Source organism: Paraburkholderia atlantica (assembly GCF_009362785.1).
GTDB lineage: Bacteria > Pseudomonadota > Gammaproteobacteria > Burkholderiales > Burkholderiaceae > Paraburkholderia > Paraburkholderia atlantica.
The window spans coordinates 82,303-102,128 of the sequence record NZ_WHNQ01000026.1 but is presented as its reverse complement, the minus strand read 5'-3'; the positions used below and the strand labels follow the sequence as shown (position 1 = coordinate 102,128).

General features: G+C 64.7%; 18 protein-coding genes. 10 read left to right on the top strand and 8 right to left on the bottom strand.

The window, feature by feature from the left end:
• Positions 1-67: 67 nt before the first annotated feature.
• Positions 68-1,027 carry a 4-hydroxy-3-methylbut-2-enyl diphosphate reductase gene (gene ispH / locus GCT19_RS29575; protein ID WP_018437873.1) on the bottom strand — a complete coding sequence of 320 codons (960 nt, stop codon included), beginning with the start codon at positions 1,025-1,027 and terminating at the stop codon, positions 68-70.
• A 2-nt stretch (positions 1,028-1,029) separates the two neighbouring features.
• On the bottom strand, positions 1,030-1,485 hold the full coding sequence (locus tag GCT19_RS29570; RefSeq protein WP_018437872.1) for an FKBP-type peptidyl-prolyl cis-trans isomerase: 456 nt from the start codon (positions 1,483-1,485) through the stop codon (positions 1,030-1,032).
• A 212-nt stretch (positions 1,486-1,697) separates the two neighbouring features.
• On the opposite strand from GCT19_RS29570, the gene radC reads away from it, so the two are divergent.
• From radC to nadB, 4 genes are all read left to right on the top strand, one after another.
• A complete protein-coding gene (gene radC / locus GCT19_RS29565) occupies positions 1,698-2,609 on the top strand; it encodes a RadC family protein (RefSeq protein WP_152853903.1) in 912 nt (303 codons plus the stop codon).
• A 210-nt stretch (positions 2,610-2,819) separates the two neighbouring features.
• A complete protein-coding gene (rpmB, locus tag GCT19_RS29560) occupies positions 2,820-3,053 on the top strand; it encodes a 50S ribosomal protein L28 (RefSeq protein WP_006050117.1) in 234 nt (77 codons plus the stop codon).
• A gap of 10 nt (positions 3,054-3,063) precedes the next feature.
• Positions 3,064-3,231, top strand: a complete 168-nt coding sequence (gene rpmG / locus GCT19_RS29555) for a 50S ribosomal protein L33 (protein WP_008919555.1) — start codon at positions 3,064-3,066, stop codon at positions 3,229-3,231.
• A 226-nt stretch (positions 3,232-3,457) separates the two neighbouring features.
• Positions 3,458-5,056, top strand: coding sequence for an L-aspartate oxidase (gene nadB, locus GCT19_RS29550; RefSeq protein WP_152853902.1), 1,599 nt, complete (start codon positions 3,458-3,460; stop codon positions 5,054-5,056).
• Between the two features lie 123 nt (positions 5,057-5,179).
• Here nadB and nadC read toward each other — a convergent pair whose 3' ends face one another.
• The 6 genes from nadC to purN form a co-directional block, all read right to left on the bottom strand.
• A complete protein-coding gene (nadC, locus tag GCT19_RS29545) occupies positions 5,180-6,103 on the bottom strand; it encodes a carboxylating nicotinate-nucleotide diphosphorylase (RefSeq protein WP_152853901.1) in 924 nt (307 codons plus the stop codon).
• On the bottom strand, positions 6,103-7,242 hold the full coding sequence (gene nadA, locus GCT19_RS29540) for a quinolinate synthase NadA (protein ID WP_193727464.1): 1,140 nt from the start codon (positions 7,240-7,242) through the stop codon (positions 6,103-6,105). Before nadA ends, nadC begins: the two co-directional genes overlap by 1 nt.
• 130 nt (positions 7,243-7,372) lie before the next feature.
• The gene (locus tag GCT19_RS29535; RefSeq protein WP_152853900.1) at positions 7,373-8,569 is read right to left on the bottom strand and encodes a DesA family fatty acid desaturase; all 1,197 of its coding nucleotides are present in this window, start codon (positions 8,567-8,569) and stop codon (positions 7,373-7,375) included.
• A 200-nt stretch (positions 8,570-8,769) separates the two neighbouring features.
• Positions 8,770-10,158 (bottom strand): mechanosensitive ion channel family protein, encoded by a 1,389-nt coding sequence (locus tag GCT19_RS29530; RefSeq protein ID WP_227749348.1) that lies wholly within the window; start codon positions 10,156-10,158, stop codon positions 8,770-8,772.
• Between the two features lie 72 nt (positions 10,159-10,230).
• Positions 10,231-11,490: an RsmB/NOP family class I SAM-dependent RNA methyltransferase gene (locus GCT19_RS29525; RefSeq protein WP_152853899.1), complete on the bottom strand. Its 1,260-nt coding sequence runs from the start codon at positions 11,488-11,490 to the stop codon at positions 10,231-10,233.
• Complete coding sequence (gene purN, locus GCT19_RS29520) at positions 11,487-12,140, bottom strand: phosphoribosylglycinamide formyltransferase (RefSeq protein WP_018437862.1); 654 nt, start codon at positions 12,138-12,140, stop codon at positions 11,487-11,489. Before purN ends, GCT19_RS29525 begins: the two co-directional genes overlap by 4 nt.
• A gap of 129 nt (positions 12,141-12,269) precedes the next feature.
• Here purN and GCT19_RS29515 point away from each other — a divergent pair, with 129 nt between their 5' ends.
• The 6 genes from GCT19_RS29515 to dut all read left to right on the top strand — a co-directional run bounded on the left by GCT19_RS29515 (position 12,270) and on the right by dut (position 19,732).
• On the top strand, positions 12,270-13,265 hold the full coding sequence (locus GCT19_RS29515; protein ID WP_035492181.1) for a bifunctional riboflavin kinase/FAD synthetase: 996 nt from the start codon (positions 12,270-12,272) through the stop codon (positions 13,263-13,265).
• Between the two features lie 166 nt (positions 13,266-13,431).
• Positions 13,432-16,269 carry an isoleucine--tRNA ligase gene (gene ileS, locus GCT19_RS29510; protein ID WP_152853898.1) on the top strand — a complete coding sequence of 946 codons (2,838 nt, stop codon included), beginning with the start codon at positions 13,432-13,434 and terminating at the stop codon, positions 16,267-16,269.
• Positions 16,269-16,775, top strand: a complete 507-nt coding sequence (gene lspA, locus GCT19_RS29505) for a signal peptidase II (protein ID WP_152853897.1) — start codon at positions 16,269-16,271, stop codon at positions 16,773-16,775. The genes ileS and lspA overlap by 1 nt, the downstream gene beginning before the upstream one ends.
• A 127-nt stretch (positions 16,776-16,902) precedes the next feature.
• Positions 16,903-18,120 carry a bifunctional phosphopantothenoylcysteine decarboxylase/phosphopantothenate--cysteine ligase CoaBC gene (gene coaBC / locus GCT19_RS29500; RefSeq protein WP_152853896.1) on the top strand — a complete coding sequence of 406 codons (1,218 nt, stop codon included), beginning with the start codon at positions 16,903-16,905 and terminating at the stop codon, positions 18,118-18,120.
• An 81-nt stretch (positions 18,121-18,201) separates the two neighbouring features.
• Entirely contained in the window at positions 18,202-19,218 is a 1,017-nt protein-coding gene (locus GCT19_RS29495; protein ID WP_018437857.1) for an LLM class flavin-dependent oxidoreductase, read from the top strand.
• 67 nt (positions 19,219-19,285) lie between these two features.
• Positions 19,286-19,732, top strand: a complete 447-nt coding sequence (gene dut, locus GCT19_RS29490) for a dUTP diphosphatase (RefSeq protein WP_152853895.1) — start codon at positions 19,286-19,288, stop codon at positions 19,730-19,732.
• Positions 19,733-19,826: the final 94 nt, after the last annotated feature.

The window sequence follows — 19,826 nt, the reverse complement described above, 5'->3', positions numbered from 1 at the left end:
ACAGAGCGTCGCCATAAAAAAAGCGCGCCCTCGGGCGCGCTTTCCTTTCAGCGATGCGAACTGATTGTCAGGCTGGCAGACCCAGCCCGCGCGGCAGCGGAAACGCGATGTTTTCCTCGATGCCTTCAAGCGCGCGCACGTTGCGCACGCCCAGTTCGCGCAGACGCGCGATCACTGCCTGCGCCAGCACCTCCGGCGCGGACGCACCGGCGGTCACGCCGATGCGGCGCTTGCCCTCGACCCAGACCGGATCGATCTGATCAGGCGAATCGACCATGTAGGCCGGCACGCCGAGCTTCTCGGCAAGCTCGCGCAAGCGGTTCGAATTCGAGCTATTCGGGCTGCCGACGACAATCACCACGTCGCACTGCGGCGCCATGAACTTCACGGCGTCCTGGCGATTCTGCGTGGCGTAGCAGATGTCCTGCTTCTTCGGCTCACGGATGGACGGATACTTGGCCTTCAGCGCGCCGATGATTTCGGCGGCGTCGTCGACCGACAGCGTGGTTTGGGTGACGAACGCGATCCGCTCGGGATCGGCGAGCTGCAGCGCCTGCACATCCTCGATGTCCTCGACCAGATGCATGCCCTCGGCCGCCTGGCCCATCGTGCCTTCGACTTCCGGGTGGCCCTTGTGGCCGATCATGACGATGTCGAAACCGTCCTGGCGCATCTTCGCGACTTCGATATGCACCTTGGTCACGAGCGGACAGGTGGCGTCGTACACCCGCAGCCCGCGCGACTCCGCCTCCGAACGCACGGCCTTTGACACGCCGTGCGCGCTGAAGATCACCGTGTTGCCCGCCGGCACTTCCTCCAGGTTCTCGATGAAGATCGCTCCCTTCTTGCGCAGGTCTTCGACCACATAGGCGTTATGGACGATTTCGTGACGCACGTAGATCGGCGAGCCATACAGCTTGATGGCCCGCTCGACGATCTCGATCGCCCGGTCGACGCCGGCGCAGAAACCGCGTGGCTGGGCCAGCAGGATCTCCGCTTCGGCAAGAGTCGTATCCGTGATGCTCATGTTTACAAAATCCCGATGATTTTCACTTCAAACGCCAGCGCCTGGCCGGCAAGCGGGTGATTGAAATCGAACAGCGCCGACGTTTCGCCGACTTCCTTCAGCACGCCGGCGTAGCGCCCGCCGCCCGGCGCGTTGAATTCGATCAGGTCACCCGGGGAAAAATCCTCGCCGATCATGCTGTTCTCCCGCAGCGTGGCGAGGGACACGCGCTGGATCAAATCCGGATTGCGTGGGCCGAACGCCTGACCCGGCGCTAGCTGAAAGGTCGAATGGTGGCCCACCTTCAAACCTAGCAAAATATCTTCCAGCGGCGGCGCCAGTTGGCCTGCACCGAGCAGCAAGGTGGCCGGCTTGTCGTTGAACGTGTTGATCACTTCGGCGCCATCGGCAAGGGAAAGCCGGTAATGCAGCGTGACGTGTGAACCGGGTTTCACCTCGGAAATATCGATGATGCTCATGCAATGCTCGCTCAGTCGAAGCGCGCTGCACGCGTGCGCCGCGGGCGCAGTCGACGCGTGTGGCAAACCGTCGGGGTGCCGTGCGCAAAGCGTCTATTGTAAGCCACCTAGCGGGTGCCGGCTTGAGTCCGTCGCGCGCCAGGGCGGCACGGCCCTCCGGCGCGTTGCGCCGCGTGTGCGCCGTCAACCCATACGCGGAGGACTCTATATATATGGCTGATTTCGCCAGCACAATCGACGAAACACCTGCGACAACGCTGCGACCGAAGGCGCGCGCACGCGCCAAAGGCGGCGCGAAAGATGCCGCGGATCGGTCGGCCAAGGCTCCTCCAGAAGCCACCGACTCCGCCGTCCGCAGCCGGCGGCAGCTATTCCGGGGCAAATGGCTCCGGCGCGACATGCCGCGCGAGCGACTGATCGACCAGGGCCCCGACGTGCTGTCGGACACCGAAATGATCGCGCTCGTGCTCGGCTCCGGCCTGCCCGGTCACGACGTGTTCAGCGTCGCGCGGGCGCTGCTCGATCGCTTCGGCTCACTGCGCGCGATGCTCGACGCGACTTATGCGGACTTCGACGGCATTCGCGGCATTGGCCCGGCGAAAAAAGCGCAATTGCTCGCGATTATGGAAATGGCGCGTCGCTCTCTCGTCGACAAGATGCGCAAGCGCGAGTTGATGAATTCGCCCGAAGCGGTCGAAAGTTATCTGCGCCTTCGGATCGGCGGACAGCCGCAGGAAGTTTTCGTATCGCTGTTTCTCGACGCGCGGCATCGGCTGATCCGCTGCGAGGAAAGCGCGCGAGGCTCGCTCACGCGCATGGCCGTGTATCCACGCGAAATCGTGCGGCGGGCGCTCGCCGCGAACGCGGCCAGCCTGATCGTCGCGCACAATCATCCGTCCGGCGCTGTCGAGCCGAGCGCCAGCGACTGCCGCCTCACGCAGACACTGCGCGACGCGCTCGCGCTCGTCGATGTGCAGCTGATCGATCATCTGGTGATCGGCGCAGACAGCGTATACTCGTTCGCCCGCGCCGGTTGGCCGGGGCTCGCGCGCAAGCCCGCTCGAGCGGGGGAAACGGAAGGACCACCGCACAGCGCCGTGTCTCGCATCGCAAATAAGGTTTGATTTTGCGGCTTTTTTTCTGCTAGAATTCCGGTTTGCCTATTTCCAACCCCCTGTTCCGAAGCCATCAAGGCGTTCCGCAAAGGTCAGGCGGCTGTGGTAGCGAAGTGCCTCGATGCAAATTCGACGCAACATCGCACACCTTCAGCGCGGCTCTTTTCGGGAAACTTTCACGGCGTTCGAACTCAGAATTAGCGTATTAGGAGTGCTCTCATGGCACGCGTATGCCAAGTAACTGGGAAAGCGCCGATGAGCGGCAACAACGTTTCCCACGCGAACAACAAGACCAAGCGCCGGTTCCTGCCGAACCTGCAAAGCCGCCGTATCTGGGTGGAAAGCGAAAACCGTTGGGTGCGTCTGCGTATTTCGAACGCCGGCCTGCGCCTGATCGACAAGAACGGTATCGACGCTGTGCTCGCAGACCTGCGCGCACGCGGTGAAGCCTAAGGAGTAAATCATGGCGAAAGGCGCACGCGACAAGATCAAGCTGGAATCGACCGCAGGCACGGGTCACTTCTACACGACAACGAAGAACAAACGCAACATGCCGGAAAAGATGCTGATCAAGAAATTTGATCCGGTCATCCGCAAGCACGTTGACTACAAGGAAACCAAGATCAAGTAATCTTGGCTCTCCAGCCTGACGAAGGCAAAAACATAAAAAGCCTCGCATCCGTGCGAGGCTTTTTTGTTTTTGGGCGGGCTTCGCGATAGCGCAGCAATGCGCGCGCAAACCGCCCTATTCCGTTCGGCCAGCTTTCGCTAGTGCGTCGCGGCGCGTATCCTTTGTCGTTTTCGCGGCGTGCGGTTCGCGCGCCGTCATCGCAATATGAAAGACGGAGATGTGGGCAATGGAATTCGATGTGGCGATTGTCGGTAGCGGTCTGGCTGGTTTGAGCGTCGCGCTCAACCTCGCGCAGACACGGCGCGTTGCTGTGATCGCCAAGCGATCGCTGACCGAGGGCGCGAGCGACTGGGCGCAAGGCGGCATCGCCGCGGTGCTCGATTCCGCAGACAGCGTCGAGAATCACGTGCGCGACACGCTGATCGCAGGTGGCGGCCTATGCGACGAGGCGGCAACGCGCTTTATCGTCGAGCACGGGCGCGCCGCGATCGAATGGCTGATCGAACAGGGCGTACCGTTCACAAAAGACGACGCCGCCGAACTGGGCTTTCATTTGACGCGCGAAGGCGGCCATAGCCATCGCCGGATCATTCACGCGGCCGACGCGACCGGCCATGCGGTCGTCGCCACGCTCAGCGAGCAGGTGCGCCATCATCCGAACATCACGCTGTTCGAAGATCATCACGCGATCGACCTGATTACGTCCGAACGCCTCGGCCTGCCCGGCCGTCGCTGCCATGGTCTTTACGCGCTCGATCTGCAAAGCGGCCGCACCGTTACGATCGAAGCGCCGCATACGGTGCTCGCGACCGGCGGCGCCGGCAAGGTCTATCTGTACACGACCAACCCCGACACCGCGACCGGAGACGGCATCGCGATGGCATGGCGCGCCGGCTGCCGCGTGTCGAACATGGAATTCATCCAGTTCCACCCGACGTGCCTGTTTCATCCGTATGCGAAGTCGTTCCTGATTTCTGAAGCAGTGCGCGGCGAAGGCGGCATTCTGAAGCTGCCTGACGGCACGCGCTTCATGCCCAATCATGACGAGCGCGCGGAGCTTGCGCCGCGCGACATCGTCGCGCGGGCGATCGACTTCGAGATCAAGAAACGCGGCATCGACTGCGTGTACCTCGACATCAGCCACCAGCCGGCCGCGTTCCTGCACGAGCATTTCCCGACGATCCTCGCCCGCTGCCTGGAGTTCGGAATCGACATCACTAAAGAGCCGATTCCGGTGGTGCCGGCCGCGCATTACACGTGCGGCGGCGTCGTCACCGATCTGGCGGGGCGAACGGACCTCGCGGGTCTTTACGCGGTCGGCGAAACGTCCTGCACCGGCCTGCACGGCGCGAACCGGCTCGCCAGCAATTCGCTGCTCGAATGCCTCGTAGTTGGCCGCGCCGCCGCCGAGGCGATCGAAGCGGAAGGCTTCGCTACCGCCGTGCACGCGCCGCTGCCGGCTTGGGACGAAAGCCGCGTGTCCGATCCGGACGAGGAAGTGGTGGTCGCGCACAACTGGGACGAACTGCGCCGGCTGATGTGGAACTACGTCGGCATCGTGCGCACCGACAAGCGGCTCGAGCGCGCGAAGCACAGGCTCGCGCTGTTGCGCGACGAGATCCACGAGTACTACGCGAACTTCAAGGTGAGCCGCGATCTACTGGAGCTGCGCAATCTGGTCGATGTGGCGTCGCTGATCGTGGACGGCGCGCGCTCGCGGCGCGAGAGCCGCGGCCTGCATTTCAGCCGCGACTGGCCGGCCACATTGCCCAAGGCGCTGCCGACGGTGCTCACGCCGAAGTATGTCCGCAAGCCGAATGCCTGATGATGTCGCGACGAAATACGCGCTGAATCAGCGCCGCAAACGACAAGGCCATTGCCGGCAAATCCGGCAATGGCCTTGTTCAGTCTTCACGAACGTCGACCGATGCGCTAAAACGCGCGACGCTCAAACGATCCGCATAGAGTAGTCGGTCGCGCGCACGTCCTTGGTCAGCGCGCCGATCGACACGCGGTCCACGCCCGTCTCCGCGATCGTCCGCACGGTCTCGAAATTGACTCCGCCGGACACCTCGAGCACCGCACGCCCGGCCGTGATGCGAACGGCGTCGCGCATCATGTCAAACGAGAAGTTGTCGAGCAGGATCGACTGCGCGCGATGCGCGAGCGCGGTTTCCAGTTGTTCGAGCGTTTCGACCTCGATCTGGATCGGCACGCCTGCATTCAACGCGAGCGCCGCGTCCATCGCCGCCCCCACGCCGCCGGCCGCCGCAATGTGGTTCTCCTTGATCAGAATGCCGTCGTACAGCGCGAGCCGCTGATTGGCACCGCCGCCGACGCGCACCGCGTACTTCTGCGCGAGCCGCAAACCCGGCAGTGTCTTGCGCGTATCGAGAACGCGCGTGCGCGTGTGAGCAATCGCGTCGACATAGCGGCGGGTCGCGCTTGCCACGCCCGACAGCAGCTGCAGGAAATTCATCGCGTTACGCTCGGCGGTCAGCAGCGCGCGTACCGGCCCGCGCAGATCGCAGACCGTCGCATCAGCGCTCATGCGGTCGCCCTCGCGGTAACGCCATTGAACTTCGATGCGTGGATCGACCGCACGCATCACCGCGTCGAACCACGGCACGCCGCACAGCACCGCTTCCTCGCGCACGATGATGCGCGCGTCGCGAACGTCATCGGCAGGCACGAGGCGGCCGGTCTGATCGCCACTACCGATATCTTCGGCGAGCGCCTCGGCGACGTTGCGCGCGAGCGCCGCGTCGAACGCCGAGCCGTACTGCGCGTGGATCTCCGCGAAGAGCGGCGACACTGCGTGGGCCCCTTCGCGCGCCACTGCCTGCTCAGGCGCCTTCTGCACCACCGTCATTACGCTGCCCCCACGTTCGAATACAGTTGCGCGTCGCGCGCGAGATCGCCGCTCGCCTGCACACGCTTCTTGTGACGCGCCGCGAAATCGAGCATGCGGTCAATCGGCAGACGCGCACGCTCACCAATCTCGCGATCGACGAAGATCTCGTTGTGGCCGCGCTCGAGCACATCGGCCAGGTTCGCGAGTCCGTTCATCGCCATCCACGGGCAATGCGCGCAGCTCTTGCAGGTCGCGCTGTTGCCGGCTGTCGGCGCGGCAATCAGCGTCTTGCCCGGCGCGGCGAGTTGCATCTTGTGCAGGATGCCGAGGTCGGTCGCGACGATAAAGTGCGTCGCGTCGAGCTTCTGCGCAGCGTCGATCAACTGCGTGGTCGAGCCGACCACGTCCGCCTGCGCGACCACGTTGGCAGGCGACTCCGGATGTACGAGCACCTTCGCGTGCGGATACTCGGCGCGCAGCAGATCGAGCTCGATGCCCTTGAATTCGTCGTGCACGAGGCACGAGCCCTGCCACATCAGCATATCCGCGCCGGTCTTGCTCTGAATGTAGCTACCGAGATGACGGTCCGGCGCCCAGATGATCTTCTCGCCGCGCGCATGCAGATCGGCGACGATTTCCAACCCGATCGACGACGTCACCATCCAGTCCGCGCGCGCCTTCACGGCCGCGCTCGTGTTCGCGTACACGACCACCGTGCGGTCTGGGTGTGCGTCGCAGAACGCCGAGAACTCGTCGACCGGACAGCCGAGGTCGAGCGAACAGGTCGCGTCCAGATCCGGCATCAGAATGCGCTTGTTCGGGCTGAGAATTTTTGCGGTCTCACCCATGAAGCGCACGCCTGCGACCACCAGCGTCTGCGCTTCGTGATCGCGCCCGAAGCGCGCCATTTCCAGCGAATCGGCCACGCAACCGCCGGTTTCGTCGGCGAGCTCCTGCAATTCAGCGTCGACATAATAATGCGCGACTAGCACCGCTTTCTCGCGCTTGAGTAACTCGCGAATGCGCGCCTTCAGCGCCCGCTTCTGTTCCGCCGACGGCGTCTCGGGCACCTTCGCCCACGCCTGCCCGATCCCGCAGGTCGTGCCCTGCGCCTGAGGCCGATCGAATTCGACGGTCCTGATCGCCTGCTGCTCCATCATCTTCTCTGCCCTCACCTGGCCGCCGCGGCCTGCCACCTGCGCTACCCACGCAATGCATTTCCACGGCCCAAAAATGCAAAACCCCGCCAACGCGGGGTCTTGTGACGTCCTGAAATTTTAATGGATTTCAGGCATAGCGACGCAGTCGCATCGCGAAGTCTTGCAGCGCCTTGATACCGCTCTGCTCGGCGCGATGACACCAGTCCTGCAATTGCGCCAGCAATTGCTCGCGCGACGCATTGGAGCGCTCCCACATCGCCGCCAGTTCATTGCGCATGTCGATGTAGGTCTTCAGCTTCTGGCTGCTCGCAAAAATCTGCGGCAGTTGAAGTCTCTGCGGCTCATTGAGGCCGGCCTCTTCCTTGTGGAACCAGCTACGCGCGCCGCGCATCACCTGATACTTCTCGCGCGCGCCGACTTCCTTCAGATGTGCCAGCTCCTGACGGTACGCGCGCTTGATCGCCTTCGCGTAACGCTCCATCACTTCGTAGCGGTTCGCGAGGACGGCCTGCAACGTGTCCTGATCGAGCACGAGCTTGCCGGTGGTCAGGCGCGGCGTCGGCGCGATTTTCTTCACCTTGGCCAGACGAAACGCCTGCATGATTCGGATGTACATCCAGCCGATGTCGAACTCGTACCACTTGTTCGACAGCTTCGCCGACGTCGCGTACGTGTGGTGATTGTTATGCAGTTCCTCGCCACCGATGATGATGCCCCACGGGAAAATGTTGGTGCTCGCATCCGACGAATTGAAGTTGCGATAACCCCAGAAGTGCGCGAGCCCGTTGACAACGCCCGCGGCCCAGAAAGGAATCCACACCATCTGCACGGCCCAGATGGTCAGGCCGACGACGCCGAACAGCGCGACGTTGATCACCATCATCAGGCTCACGCCGAGAATCGGGTATTTCGTGTAGACGTTGCGCTCGATCCAGTCATTCGGCGTACCGTGACTGAACTTGCGCATCGTTTCTTCGTTTTTCGCTTCGGTGCGATAGAGTTCGGCGCCTTCGAGCAACACCTTCCAGATGCCGCGCGTCTGCGGGCTGTGCGGATCCTCTTCGGTTTCGCACTTCGCGTGATGCTTACGGTGAATCGCGGCCCACTGGCCGGTCAACATGCCGGTGGTCATCCACAGCCAGAAACGGAAGAAATGGCTGGCGATCGGGTGCAGATCTAGCGCACGATGCGCCTGGCAGCGATGGAGATACACGGTCACGCCGATAATCGTGACGTGCGTCACGATCAGCGTGTACACGACGAGTTGCCACCACGAGAAATTCAGCAGTCCGTGGGCAAGAAAATCGAGCAAAGAATTCAACAAGGTAAGTTACCTGCAGAACGAGAGATACGAAGCACACGCGGCGCGTGTGTCATGAAAGTGAAAGCATACAGCGGGATAGGACGATATTCTACTGGAAGCGTTCCAAGTGTTTGTAACAAATAGGGATTTTTTGTGCGCTATCAAGCTGATAGCGATTGCCTGGGCACTGGCGTATCACTTGCGACGGCCAAAAACTGGGCCTAACGACCGTCGTTGGTAGCCCCGTCGGCGGGCCTGAGCGCTGAATCGGTCGCGGCGTCGGGCGCTGGGTCGGTCATGGCTGCCGGGTGCGGCATTGCGCCGCCTGCCTGACCGACGATGCGCACCTCGCGTTGCGCAAGCGGAATCCTGATGCCGTGCTCGGCAAAGAGACGCCAGATGTTGCGATTGACTGCAGAGAGCACGCCACGTGTGCCGCTCGCCGCGTCTTCGATCCAGAATCCCAACTCGAGATTGACGCCGTCCGGGCCGAACCCGACCAGAAATGGCGTCGGCGCCGGTTCGCTCAACACCCGCGGCACGTCGGCGGCGGCCAGCGCGAGCAGCTTCATCGCCTCTTCGACGTCGGATGTGTAGGCGATCTGCACCGGCACCCGCGCGTGGCCACGAGTCAGAAACGACGACTGGTTCTGTACGACGTCGGTGATCAGCTTCTCGTTCGGAATCAGCGTTTCGATACCGTCGAGTCCGCGCACGACGGTATAGCGCGTGCGGATCTGCGTGACGCGGCCCTGCAGGCCGCCCAGGTTGATCGCGTCGCCGATCCGCAACGAGCGGTCGAGCAGGATGATGAAGCCCGACACGTAGTTGCTCGCGATCTTCTGCATACCGAAGCCGAGCCCGACACCGAGCGCGCCGCCGAACACGCCGAGCACCGTGATGTCGATGCCGACGATCGACAGGCTGATCAGGATCGCCGCGAGCACGAAGGACGCGCGGCCGACGCGCGCGACCACCACCTTCAGATTCGCGTCGAGCGTCTTCGAGCGCATCAGGCGATCTTCGAACGACGAGCCGAGCCACATCGCGACGATCATCGTGACGGCGACCCACAACAGCCCCGTGATCAGCGACAGCAGCGTCATATGCGCATTGCCGATGCGAAAGCGCACGCTGTCCATCCATGCGATCACGGCGTTCTGAATGCCCAACAGCGTGAGCACCATGCCGACCCAAACGACCACCGACACGACTTTCTCGACCAGAAACAGCCACGGATGCTCGCCCCCTTCGCGGTTGAACACCCGCCGCGCGAAGAAGAACACGATGTAGATCAGCCCGATCCCGACGAGCGGCACCAGCGCCAGATCGAGCAACGCGGTGTCCATGAACTGGCCGGCGATCGCCCGCGCGAGCCACACGAGCGCCGCGCCGATCAGCGGAAAAGCCGCCCGGTCGAGACTCTCCATGCCGAAGCGCAGGCTCTCGTAGCGCGGCGATTGCGACCGCTTGATCCGGCGGCGCAGCGTCCGCGCGAGCAGCCACGCTACCAGCAGCGTCCCGAGCAGGATCGCGACCTGCCACAGCATCACGGGCTGACCGAAGTCGCGGGCGATGTCGCTGAACATGTGGGGAACAGTCGTGTGCATGGATGTCGCCGAAATCGCCGGCACGTGCGGATTCATCGGCCAATCCGCGCGCGCCGGCCTGCAGCCGCTTGCCTAGCTCTGGCGCTCGAGCACGGCGGCGAAGAAGCCGTCGGTCGCGTGGCGGTGCGGCCACAGCGACAGGTAGTCGCCCATCTCCAGCTCGATGCGCTGCTCGGCGAGCACGTCGCGCGCGGGCACCAGCGCGAAATCAGTGTGCTCGGCGAGGAACTGCTGCACGACCGCCTCGTTTTCCGCTTCGAGAATCGAGCACGTCGCATAGACGAGCCGCCCGCCCTTCTTCACGAGCCGCGCCGCGCTCGCGAGAATCGACGCCTGCTTCGGCACCAGCTCGGCGATCGACTCCGGCGACTGGCGCCACTTCAGGTCCGGATTGCGGCGCAGCGTGCCGAGGCCGCTGCATGGCGCATCGACGAGCACGCGGTCGATCTTGCCAGCCAGACGCTTGATCTTCGCGTCGTGTTCGCTGTCGATCAACACCGGGTTCACGTTCGACAGGCCGCTCCTCGCGAGCCGCGGCTTCAGCTTGGCGAGACGCCGCTCGGAGATGTCGAACGCGTAGAGCCGGCCGGTCGAGCGCATCGCCGCGCCGAGCGCCAGCGTCTTGCCACCCGCGCCGGCGCAAAAATCGACGATCATCTCGCCGCGCCGCGGCGCGACCAGCGAGCAGAGCAGCTGGCTGCCCTCGTCCTGCACTTCGAGCCAGCCCTGCTGGAACGCGTCGAGCTTCGTCAATGCCGGCTTGCCGACCACGCGCACGCCGAGCGGCGCGAACGGCGTCGCGCCCGCCTCGATGCCGGCCTTCGCCAGCGCGCCCAGCACGTCGTCGCGGCTCGCCTTGATCGGGTTCGCGCGCAGATCGAGCGGCGCCGGGTAGTTCAGCGCAGCGGCCAGCTGCGCGAGTTCGGCACCCTCGAAACGCGTGCTCAAAGCCTGGCAGATCCAGTCGGGCAGATTCAGGCGAATCCGCAGCGGCAGGCTTTCCGGGTCGATCTTCGACACGTGTTCGAGCCACGTCGCCTCGGCCTCGCTGACGAACGGCTTGAGCGCCGAACGTCCGACCGTCTGCATCAGGCCCAGCAGCGCCATGCGGCGCGCCGGGCTGCCGGTGCCGCTTTCGGCCAGATGCGCGAACTCCATCCGGCGGCGCAGCACCGCGAACACCGCCTCGGCGATCACGCCGCGCTCGGCGTGGCCGAGCTTCGGATGCGCGCGGAAGAAGCGGCTCGTGGTGGCGTCGGCGGGGCCGTTTAGCCGCAGCACTTCGGCCAGCAGCGTTTCAGTTTGTCCAATCAGGAAACCATGCAATCTCATGCGCCCTCTCCGGCGGTGTGACCGGCAAAGAGCCATTGCGGCTCCGACGGCGTAAGCGTGACGCGCGAGCCGTCCAGAGCGAGACGCCCTTCGACGAACCAGCGCACCGCGCGTGGATAAATGATGTGCTCGGTGGCGAGCACGCGTGCGGCGAGCGTCTGTGCGGTATCGCCCGCCTCGACAGGCACGGCCGACTGCACGACGATCGGCCCGTGATCGAGCTTTGATGTGACAAAATGCACCGACGCGCCGTGGAACCGCACGCCGGCGTCGAGCGCCTGCTGGTGAGTCTTCAGGCCTGGAAAGCTCGGCAGCAGCGATGGATGCACGTTCAGCATGCGCCCGGCGTAATGGTCGACGAAGCGCTCGGTCAGCACCCGCATGAAGCCCGCGAGCACGACTAGATCCGGCGCGATGGCGTCGATCTGCTCGGCGAGCGCCGCGTCGAAGCTGTCGCGATCCGGAAACTGGCGGTGGTCGACCACCGCCGTGGCGATGCCGTGCGATGCCGCGAATGCGAGCCCCGCGGCATCGGGACGGTTGGCAATCACGGCGGCGACCCGCGCCGGCCAGCCTTCGCTCGCGCAAGCGCGCACGATGGCTTCCATGTTGCTACCCCGCCCGGAAATCAGGATGACGAGTTTTTTCATGCGCGGATTTTATCATTCGGCAATCGCCCGACCGCGACCGCGCAGCCGTCTGTTGCGCCAAGCGTTTATAATCGATTGTTTTGCGGCACCCTGCCCGCGTCCCTATTGCAATCGCAGCAACCCGCTATCGTGAGAGTCTTCCGCGGTCTTCCCAATGCCGAGAGCCGCGCGCCGTGCGCGCTGACCATCGGCAACTTCGACGGTGTCCACCGCGGCCACCAGGCTCTGCTCGCGCACGTGCGCGCGGCCGCCAACGCGCGCGGCCTGCCCGTCTGCGTGATGACCTTCGAGCCGCACCCGCGCGAGTTCTTCAACCCGGCCGGCGCACCGCCGCGCATCGCGATGCTGCGCGACAAGCTCGAGGCGCTGCGCACCAACGGCGTCGACCGGGTCGTCGTCGAGCACTTCAATCACACGTTCGCGAGCCAGTCGCCTGATACGTTCGTCGAGCGGATCATCGTCAACGGACTGCACGCGCGCTGGGTCATGATCGGCGACGACTTCCGCTACGGCGCGAAGCGGGCCGGCGATTTCGCGTCGCTGCGCGAGGCCGGCAAGCATTACGGCTTCGAAGTCGAACAGATGGCGACCGTCGCCGATCCGTCGGGCGCGCGCATCTCGAGCTCGGGCGTGCGCGCCGCGCTGGTCGCGGGCGACCTCGACTCGGCGCGCGCCGCGCTCGGCCGCGACTATCTGATCAGCGGCCACGTCACCCATGGCATGAAGCTCGGCCGCGATCTCGGCTTTCCGACGCTCAATCTGCCGATCGCGCACAAGCGTCCGGCTCTGGCCGGCATCTTCGTCGTACAGGTGCACGGCATCGACGAGCACCCGCTGCCGGGCGTCGCGAGCCTCGGCCTGCGCCCCACCGTCGACGATTCCGGCCGCGTGCTGCTCGAAGTGCACCTGCTCGACTGGCACGGCGACGCGTATGGCAAACTCGTGCGCGTCGAATTTCTGAAGAAGCTGCGCGACGAGGAGAAGTTCGTCGACCTCGAAACACTGACCGCCGCGATCGCGCGCGACGTCGCCAATGCGCGCGCATGGTTCGCCGCGGTCGGCGCCGGCACGTCGGGCAGCCGTTCCACCGGTTTCGCCACCTCGGCCACCGACCGAATTAGATAACCGCCGCGGTTCGGGCCGGCGCGCCGCGCCGCACGAACCGTCGCCGCGTGCATCGAAGGGCGTCCGGGTTTCACGCGGAGCCGCCTGCCGGGCGCGCCCCGCTCCTCGCGCAGCGCGCAATCCGCGCGCCGCTACGCATAGAAACGAATTCACCGCCACCCACATCATGAGCAACAAGAAAGCCGATTCGAAACCGCAGTCCCGCTACCCGGTCAACCTGCTCGACACGCCGTTTCCGATGCGCGGCGACCTGCCCAAGCGCGAGCCGCAATGGGTCAAGGACTGGCAGGAGCGCAAGGTGTACGACAAGATCCGCGCCGCCTCCAAGGGCCGCACGAAGTTCATCCTGCACGACGGCCCGCCGTATGCGAACGGCGACATCCACCTCGGCCACGCGGTGAACAAGATCCTGAAGGACATGATCGTCAAGGCGCGCAATCTGGCGGGCTTCGACGCGGTCTACGTGCCGGGTTGGGACTGCCACGGCATGCCGATCGAAATCCAGATCGAAAAGCAGTTCGGCAAGTCGCTCCCGGCGGCCGAAGTGATGCAGAAGGCGCGCGCCTACGCGACCGAGCAGATCGAGAAGCAGAAGGCCGGCTTCCGCCGTCTGGGCGTACTCGGCGACTGGGACAATCCGTACAAGACGATGAACTTCGCGAACGAAGCCGGCGAAATCCGCGCGCTCGCGAAAATCATGGAAAAGGGCTACGTGTTCCGCGGCCTGAAGCCGGTCAACTGGTGTTTCGACTGCGGCTCGGCGCTCGCTGAAGCGGAAGTCGAGTACAAGGACAAGACCGATCCGACCATCGACGTGCTGTTCAGCTTCGCCGAACCTGAGAAGACCGCGCAGGCGTTCGGCCTCGCCGCGCTGCCGCGCAACGAAGGCGGCATCGTGATCTGGACCACCACGCCGTGGACCATCCCCGCCAACCAGGCGCTGAACCTGCATCCAGAAATCGTCTACGCGCTCGTCGACACGCCGCGCGGCCTGCTGATCCTCGCCGAAGAACGCGTCGAGGCATGCCTGAAGCTGTACGGCCTAGAAGGCACGATCGTCGCGACGACGCCGGGCGAAAAGCTCGTGAACCTGCGCTTCAACCACCCGCTCGCGTCCGCGCATCCGGGCTACAAGCGCACCGCGCCGGTCTACCTCGGCGACTACGTGACGACCGAAACCGGCACCGGCATCGTGCACTCGTCGCCGGCGTACGGCGTGGAAGACTTCGTGTCGTGCAAATCGCACGGCATGGCCGACTCCGACATCATCAACCCGGTGATGGGCGATGGCCGCTACATCGAATCGCTCGCGCTGTTCGGCGGTCTGTCGATCTGGGCGGCGAATCCGCAGATCGTCGAGGCGCTGCAAGGCGCCGGCGCGCTACTGCGCACCGAAAAGTACACGCACAGCTACATGCACTGTTGGCGCCACAAGACGCCGATCATCTACCGCGCCACTTCGCAGTGGTTCGCCGGCATGGACGTGAAGCCGAACGACGGCGACAAGACGCTGCGCGAGACCGCGCTCGAAGGCATCGAGAACACGGCGTTCTATCCGTCGTGGGGCAAGCAGCGCCTCTTCAGCATGATCGCGAACCGCCCGGACTGGACGCTGTCGCGCCAGCGCCAGTGGGGCGTGCCGATGGCGTTCTTCGTGCACAAGGAAACCGGTGAGCTGCATCCGCGCACGCTGGAGTTGCTCGAACAGGTCGCGCAGCGTGTCGAGAAGGAAGGCATCGAGGCATGGCAGACGCTCGATCCGCGCGAACTGATCGGCGACGACGCCAATCTGTACGAAAAGAACCGCGACACGCTCGACGTGTGGTTCGACTCGGGCACCACGCACTGGCACGTGCTGCGCGGCTCGCACAAGGACGAGCTGCAATTCCCGGCCGACCTGTACCTCGAAGGCTCGGACCAGCATCGCGGCTGGTTCCATTCATCGTTGCTGACGGCGTCGATGCTCGACGGCCGCCCGCCCTACAACGCGCTGCTCACGCACGGCTTCACCGTCGACGGCGAAGGCCGCAAGATGAGCAAGTCGCTCGGCAACGGCATCGATCCGCACGAAGTGGCGAACCGCCTCGGCGCGGAAATCATCCGCCTGTGGATCGCGTCGACCGACTACTCGGGCGAGCTCGCGATCTCCGAGGAAATCCTGAAGCGCGTGACGGAAGGCTATCGCCGTATCCGCAACACGCTGCGCTTCCTGCTCGCGAACCTGTCGGACTTCGACTTCGCGCAACATGCGCGTCCGGTCGACGACTGGCTCGAGATCGACCGTTACGCGGTGGCGCTGTCGGCGAATCTGCAGAACGACATCCTCGCGCACTACGAGAAGTACGAGTTCCACCCGGTCGTCGCCAAGCTGCAGACGTTCTGCTCGGAAGACCTTGGCGGCTTCTACCTCGACGTGCTGAAGGACCGCCTGTACACGACCGCGGCGGATTCGGTCGCGCGCCGTTCGGCGCAGACCGCGCTCTACCACATCGCCCACGGTCTGCTGCGCGTGATGGCGCCGTTCCTGTCGTTCACCGCGGAAGAAGCGTGGAAGGTGTTCCAGCCGAACAGCGAAACGATCTTCACCGAGACTTACCACGCGTACCCGGCCGTGCCGAATGCGGGGGCGCTGCTCGACAAGTGGACGCTGCTGCGCGCGGTGCGCGGCGACGTGACCAAGGCGCTCGAAGAGGCACGGGTCGCGAACCTGATCGGCTCGTCGCTGCAGGCGGAAGTCGAAATCCGCGCGAGCGGCGCGCGTTACGACGCGCTCGCGAGCCTCGGCGACGACCTGAAATTCGTGCTGATCACGTCGGCGGCGAACGTCGTCAAGGTCGACAGCGAAGCGGACGAAGGTGTCGAAGTAATCGCGTCGAAGTACCTGAAGTGCGAACGCTGCTGGCACTATCGCGCGGACGTCGGCGCGAACGCCGAGCATCCGTCGCTGTGCGGCCGCTGCTTTAGCAACCTGTTCGGCGGTGGCGAAACGAGGAGCGCGGCATAATGGCGAGAACCATGTCGAAAACGTCCACCGCAAGCGGTTCGCTCGCACCCTGGCTCGGCATCGCGCTGATCGTCATCCTGTTCGACCAGCTGACGAAAATCGCCGTGCGCAAGGTGTTCGCCTATGGTGTGCCGCATGAGGTCATGCCGTTCTTCAACCTGATTCTCGTGTTCAACCGCGGCGCCGCGTTCAGCTTCCTCGCGATGGCGGGCGGCTGGCAGCGCTGGGCGTTCACCGCGCTCGGCGTCGTCGCGGCGCTCGTGATCTGCTACCTGCTCAAGCGGCATAGCGGGCAGAAAATGTTCTGCACGGCGCTCGCGCTGATTCTCGGCGGCGCGCTCGGCAATGTGATCGACCGGCTCGCATACGGCCATGTGATCGACTTCCTCGATTTCCACGTGGGCGGCTGGCACTGGCCGGCGTTCAATCTCGCCGACAGCGCGATCACGATCGGTGCGATCCTGCTCGTGATCGACGAGCTGCGGCGGGTGCGCGGCACACGCTAACGTCGCCGACGTAAGGCACGGCCGCGATTGCGAAAGCCGCGCCTCACGTCCGGTTTGAAACGCGCGGCGACGGCGACGGGCTACGCCCCCGCGCCGCCTCGCGATCACGCTTTGTCGGAGGCTTTCGTTGGCAACCGCTGAACTCGCAGGCAAACACCTCGTCCTCGGCATGACGGGCGGCATCGCCTGCTACAAGATCGCCGAACTCACGCGTCTGCTGACCAAGGCAGGCGCGACCGTGCAGGTCGTCATGACCGAAGCGGCCACGCAGTTCATCACCCCAATCACGATGCAGGCGCTGTCGGGCCGGCCGGTCTACACGAGCCAGTGGGACGCACGCGTGCCGAACAACATGGCGCACATCGATCTGTCGCGCGAAGCGGATGCGATCGTGATCGCGCCGGCGTCGACCGACTTCCTCGCCAAGCTCGTGCACGGCATGGCCGACGATCTGCTGTCGACGCTGTGCATCGCACGCGACTGCCCGCTGCTCGTCGTGCCGGCAATGAACCGGCAGATGTGGCAGAACCCGGCCACGCAACGCAACGTCGCGCAATTGCGCGCGGACGGCGTCGAAGTGCTCGGCCCCGATTCGGGCCCGCAGGCCTGCGGCGAGATCGGCGATGGCCGCATGCTCGAAGCGGCGGCGACCTATGAAGCGATCGCGTCGTTCTTCGCGCCGAAAATCCTGTCCGGCCGGCGCGTGCTGCTGACCGCCGGGCCGACCTTCGAACCCCTCGACCCGGTGCGCGGTATCACCAATCGCTCGAGTGGCAAGATGGGCTTCGCGCTCGCGCGCGCCGCGCAGCAGGCCGGCGCCGACGTGCATCTGGTGGCTGGTCCGGTCGCGTTGGAAACGCCGTGGGGCGTATTGCGCGAGGACGTGCAGACCGCGCAGCAGATGCACGACGCGGTGATGCGCGCGGTCGTGGAGGCGGACATCTTCATCGGCGTCGCGGCGGTGGCCGACTGGCGCGTCGACCACGTCAGCGATCAGAAGATCAAGAAGACCGCCGAGCGCACGCTGCCGAGCTTTTCATTCGTCGAGAATCCGGACATCCTCGCCGCGGTCGCCCGGCTGCCGAAGCCGCCGTTCGCGGTCGGCTTCGCCGCCGAAAGCGACAATCTCGAGGTCCAAGGCGAGGAAAAGCGCGCGCGCAAGAACGTGCCGCTGTTGATCGGCAATCTGGGGCCGCAAACGTTCGGGCTCGACGACAATGAAGTGATTCTGTTCGAAGCAGGCCGCGCGACGAAGCTGCCACGCGCCGACAAGCAGACGCTGGCGCGCGCGTTGATCGCGGAAATCGCGAAGCGTGTGCCGCCCGGCATCAGTCCGGTTGGCTGAACGTGCGAGCGGCGGTGGGCCAGTGTGACCCTGCCGCCTTTGCCCGGCTAGCCGACCGGAATCATCTGGAGCACCACTGCCATGACGCTACTCTCCGTGCTCGATCAAACACCGGTGATCGCCGGCCATTCGGTGGCGGACGCGATCGCCGCGACCGTCGAACTCGCGCAACTCGCCGACGACCTCGGCTACACGCGCTACTGGTGCGCCGAGCACCACGGCCTGCGCGGCGTGTCGAATCCGTGCCCTGAGGTGATGCTGGCGCGCCTCGGCAGCGTGACCAGACGCATTCGCATCGGCTCGGGCGGCATCATGCTGCCGTACTACAGCCCGTTCAAAGTCGCCGAGCAGTTCATGATGCTCGAGGCGCTGTTTCCGAACCGCGTCGATCTCGGCGTCGGACGCGCGCCGGGCGGTGACATGCGCACCGCGCAGGCGGTCGCCGCCGGCGCATACAATCGCGGCGAGCTATTTCCGCAGCAAGTCGCCGAGCTGATCGGCCTGATGCACGGCGCGCTTCCCGACGATCATCTCGCGCAGGGTGTGCTGCTGCAGCCGCAGATCGAGACGCGCCCGCAACTGTGGATGCTCGGCTCGAGCGAATTCGGCGGTCTGCTCGCGGCGCAGCTCGGCATCCGCTTCTCGTTCGCGCACTTCATCAATGCGCATTTCGGCAAGCAGGTCGCGCTGGCGTATCGCGAGCGCTTCCAGCCTGGCCACGAGGGGTCGCAGCCGTATCTGGCTGCCGCCGTCTTCGTGATCTGCGCGGACACCGAGCAGGAAGCCGCGGACCTCGAAAAAGCCGTCGATCTGCGTCGCGTGCAGATGGCGTACGGCCTGAACGAACCGATTCCGTCAATCGAGCAAGGGATCGCGCAGGAATATGGCGAGCGCGAACAGCTCGTGATCGACCGCGAAAAGCCGCGCAGCATCATCGGCACGCCTGAGCGCGTGACCGAGCGGCTCACGGATTTGCAGCAGCAGTTCCAGGCCGACGAGCTGATGGTATTGACCGTCGCGGGCAGCTATCGCGCCCGCCTGCGCTCCTACGAACTGCTCGCCGAGGCGTTCCAGCTCGGCTCGAATCAGGCGGCTTGATCGCAGAGGTTTTGCCAGAGTCCGCCGCGTGCCCCTTCACCACACCCACCCCCACTATCGAACCTGAATGAAACTCGACCTGAAGATTCTCGATCAGCGCATGCGCGAACAGCTCCCCGCTTACGCGACGACCGGTAGCGCCGGCCTCGATCTGCGCGCTTGCCTCGACGAACCGCTGACGCTGAAACCCGGCGAAACCGCGCTGGTACCGACTGGACTCGCGATCCACGTCGGCGACCCCGGTTATGCGGCGCTGATTCTGCCGCGCTCGGGTCTCGGCCATAAGCATGGGATCGTGCTCGGCAATCTGGTCGGCCTGATCGATTCCGACTACCAGGGCCAACTGATGATTTCGACGTGGAATCGCGGCGAAACGACGTTCGTGCTGAATCCGATGGAACGCCTCGCGCAACTGGTGATCGTGCCGGTCGTGCAGGCCAAGTTCAACATCGTCGAGGACTTCGAGGAAAGCGTGCGCGGCGCGGGCGGGTTTGGCAGCACCGGCAAGCATTGATCGATTGCTGCGACGCGGCGGCTGCGCCGTTCAGCGTAAGCCGCCGCGAGCAGAAAATCAGAGCATAAAAAAACGGCGCGGGATAAAACCCGCG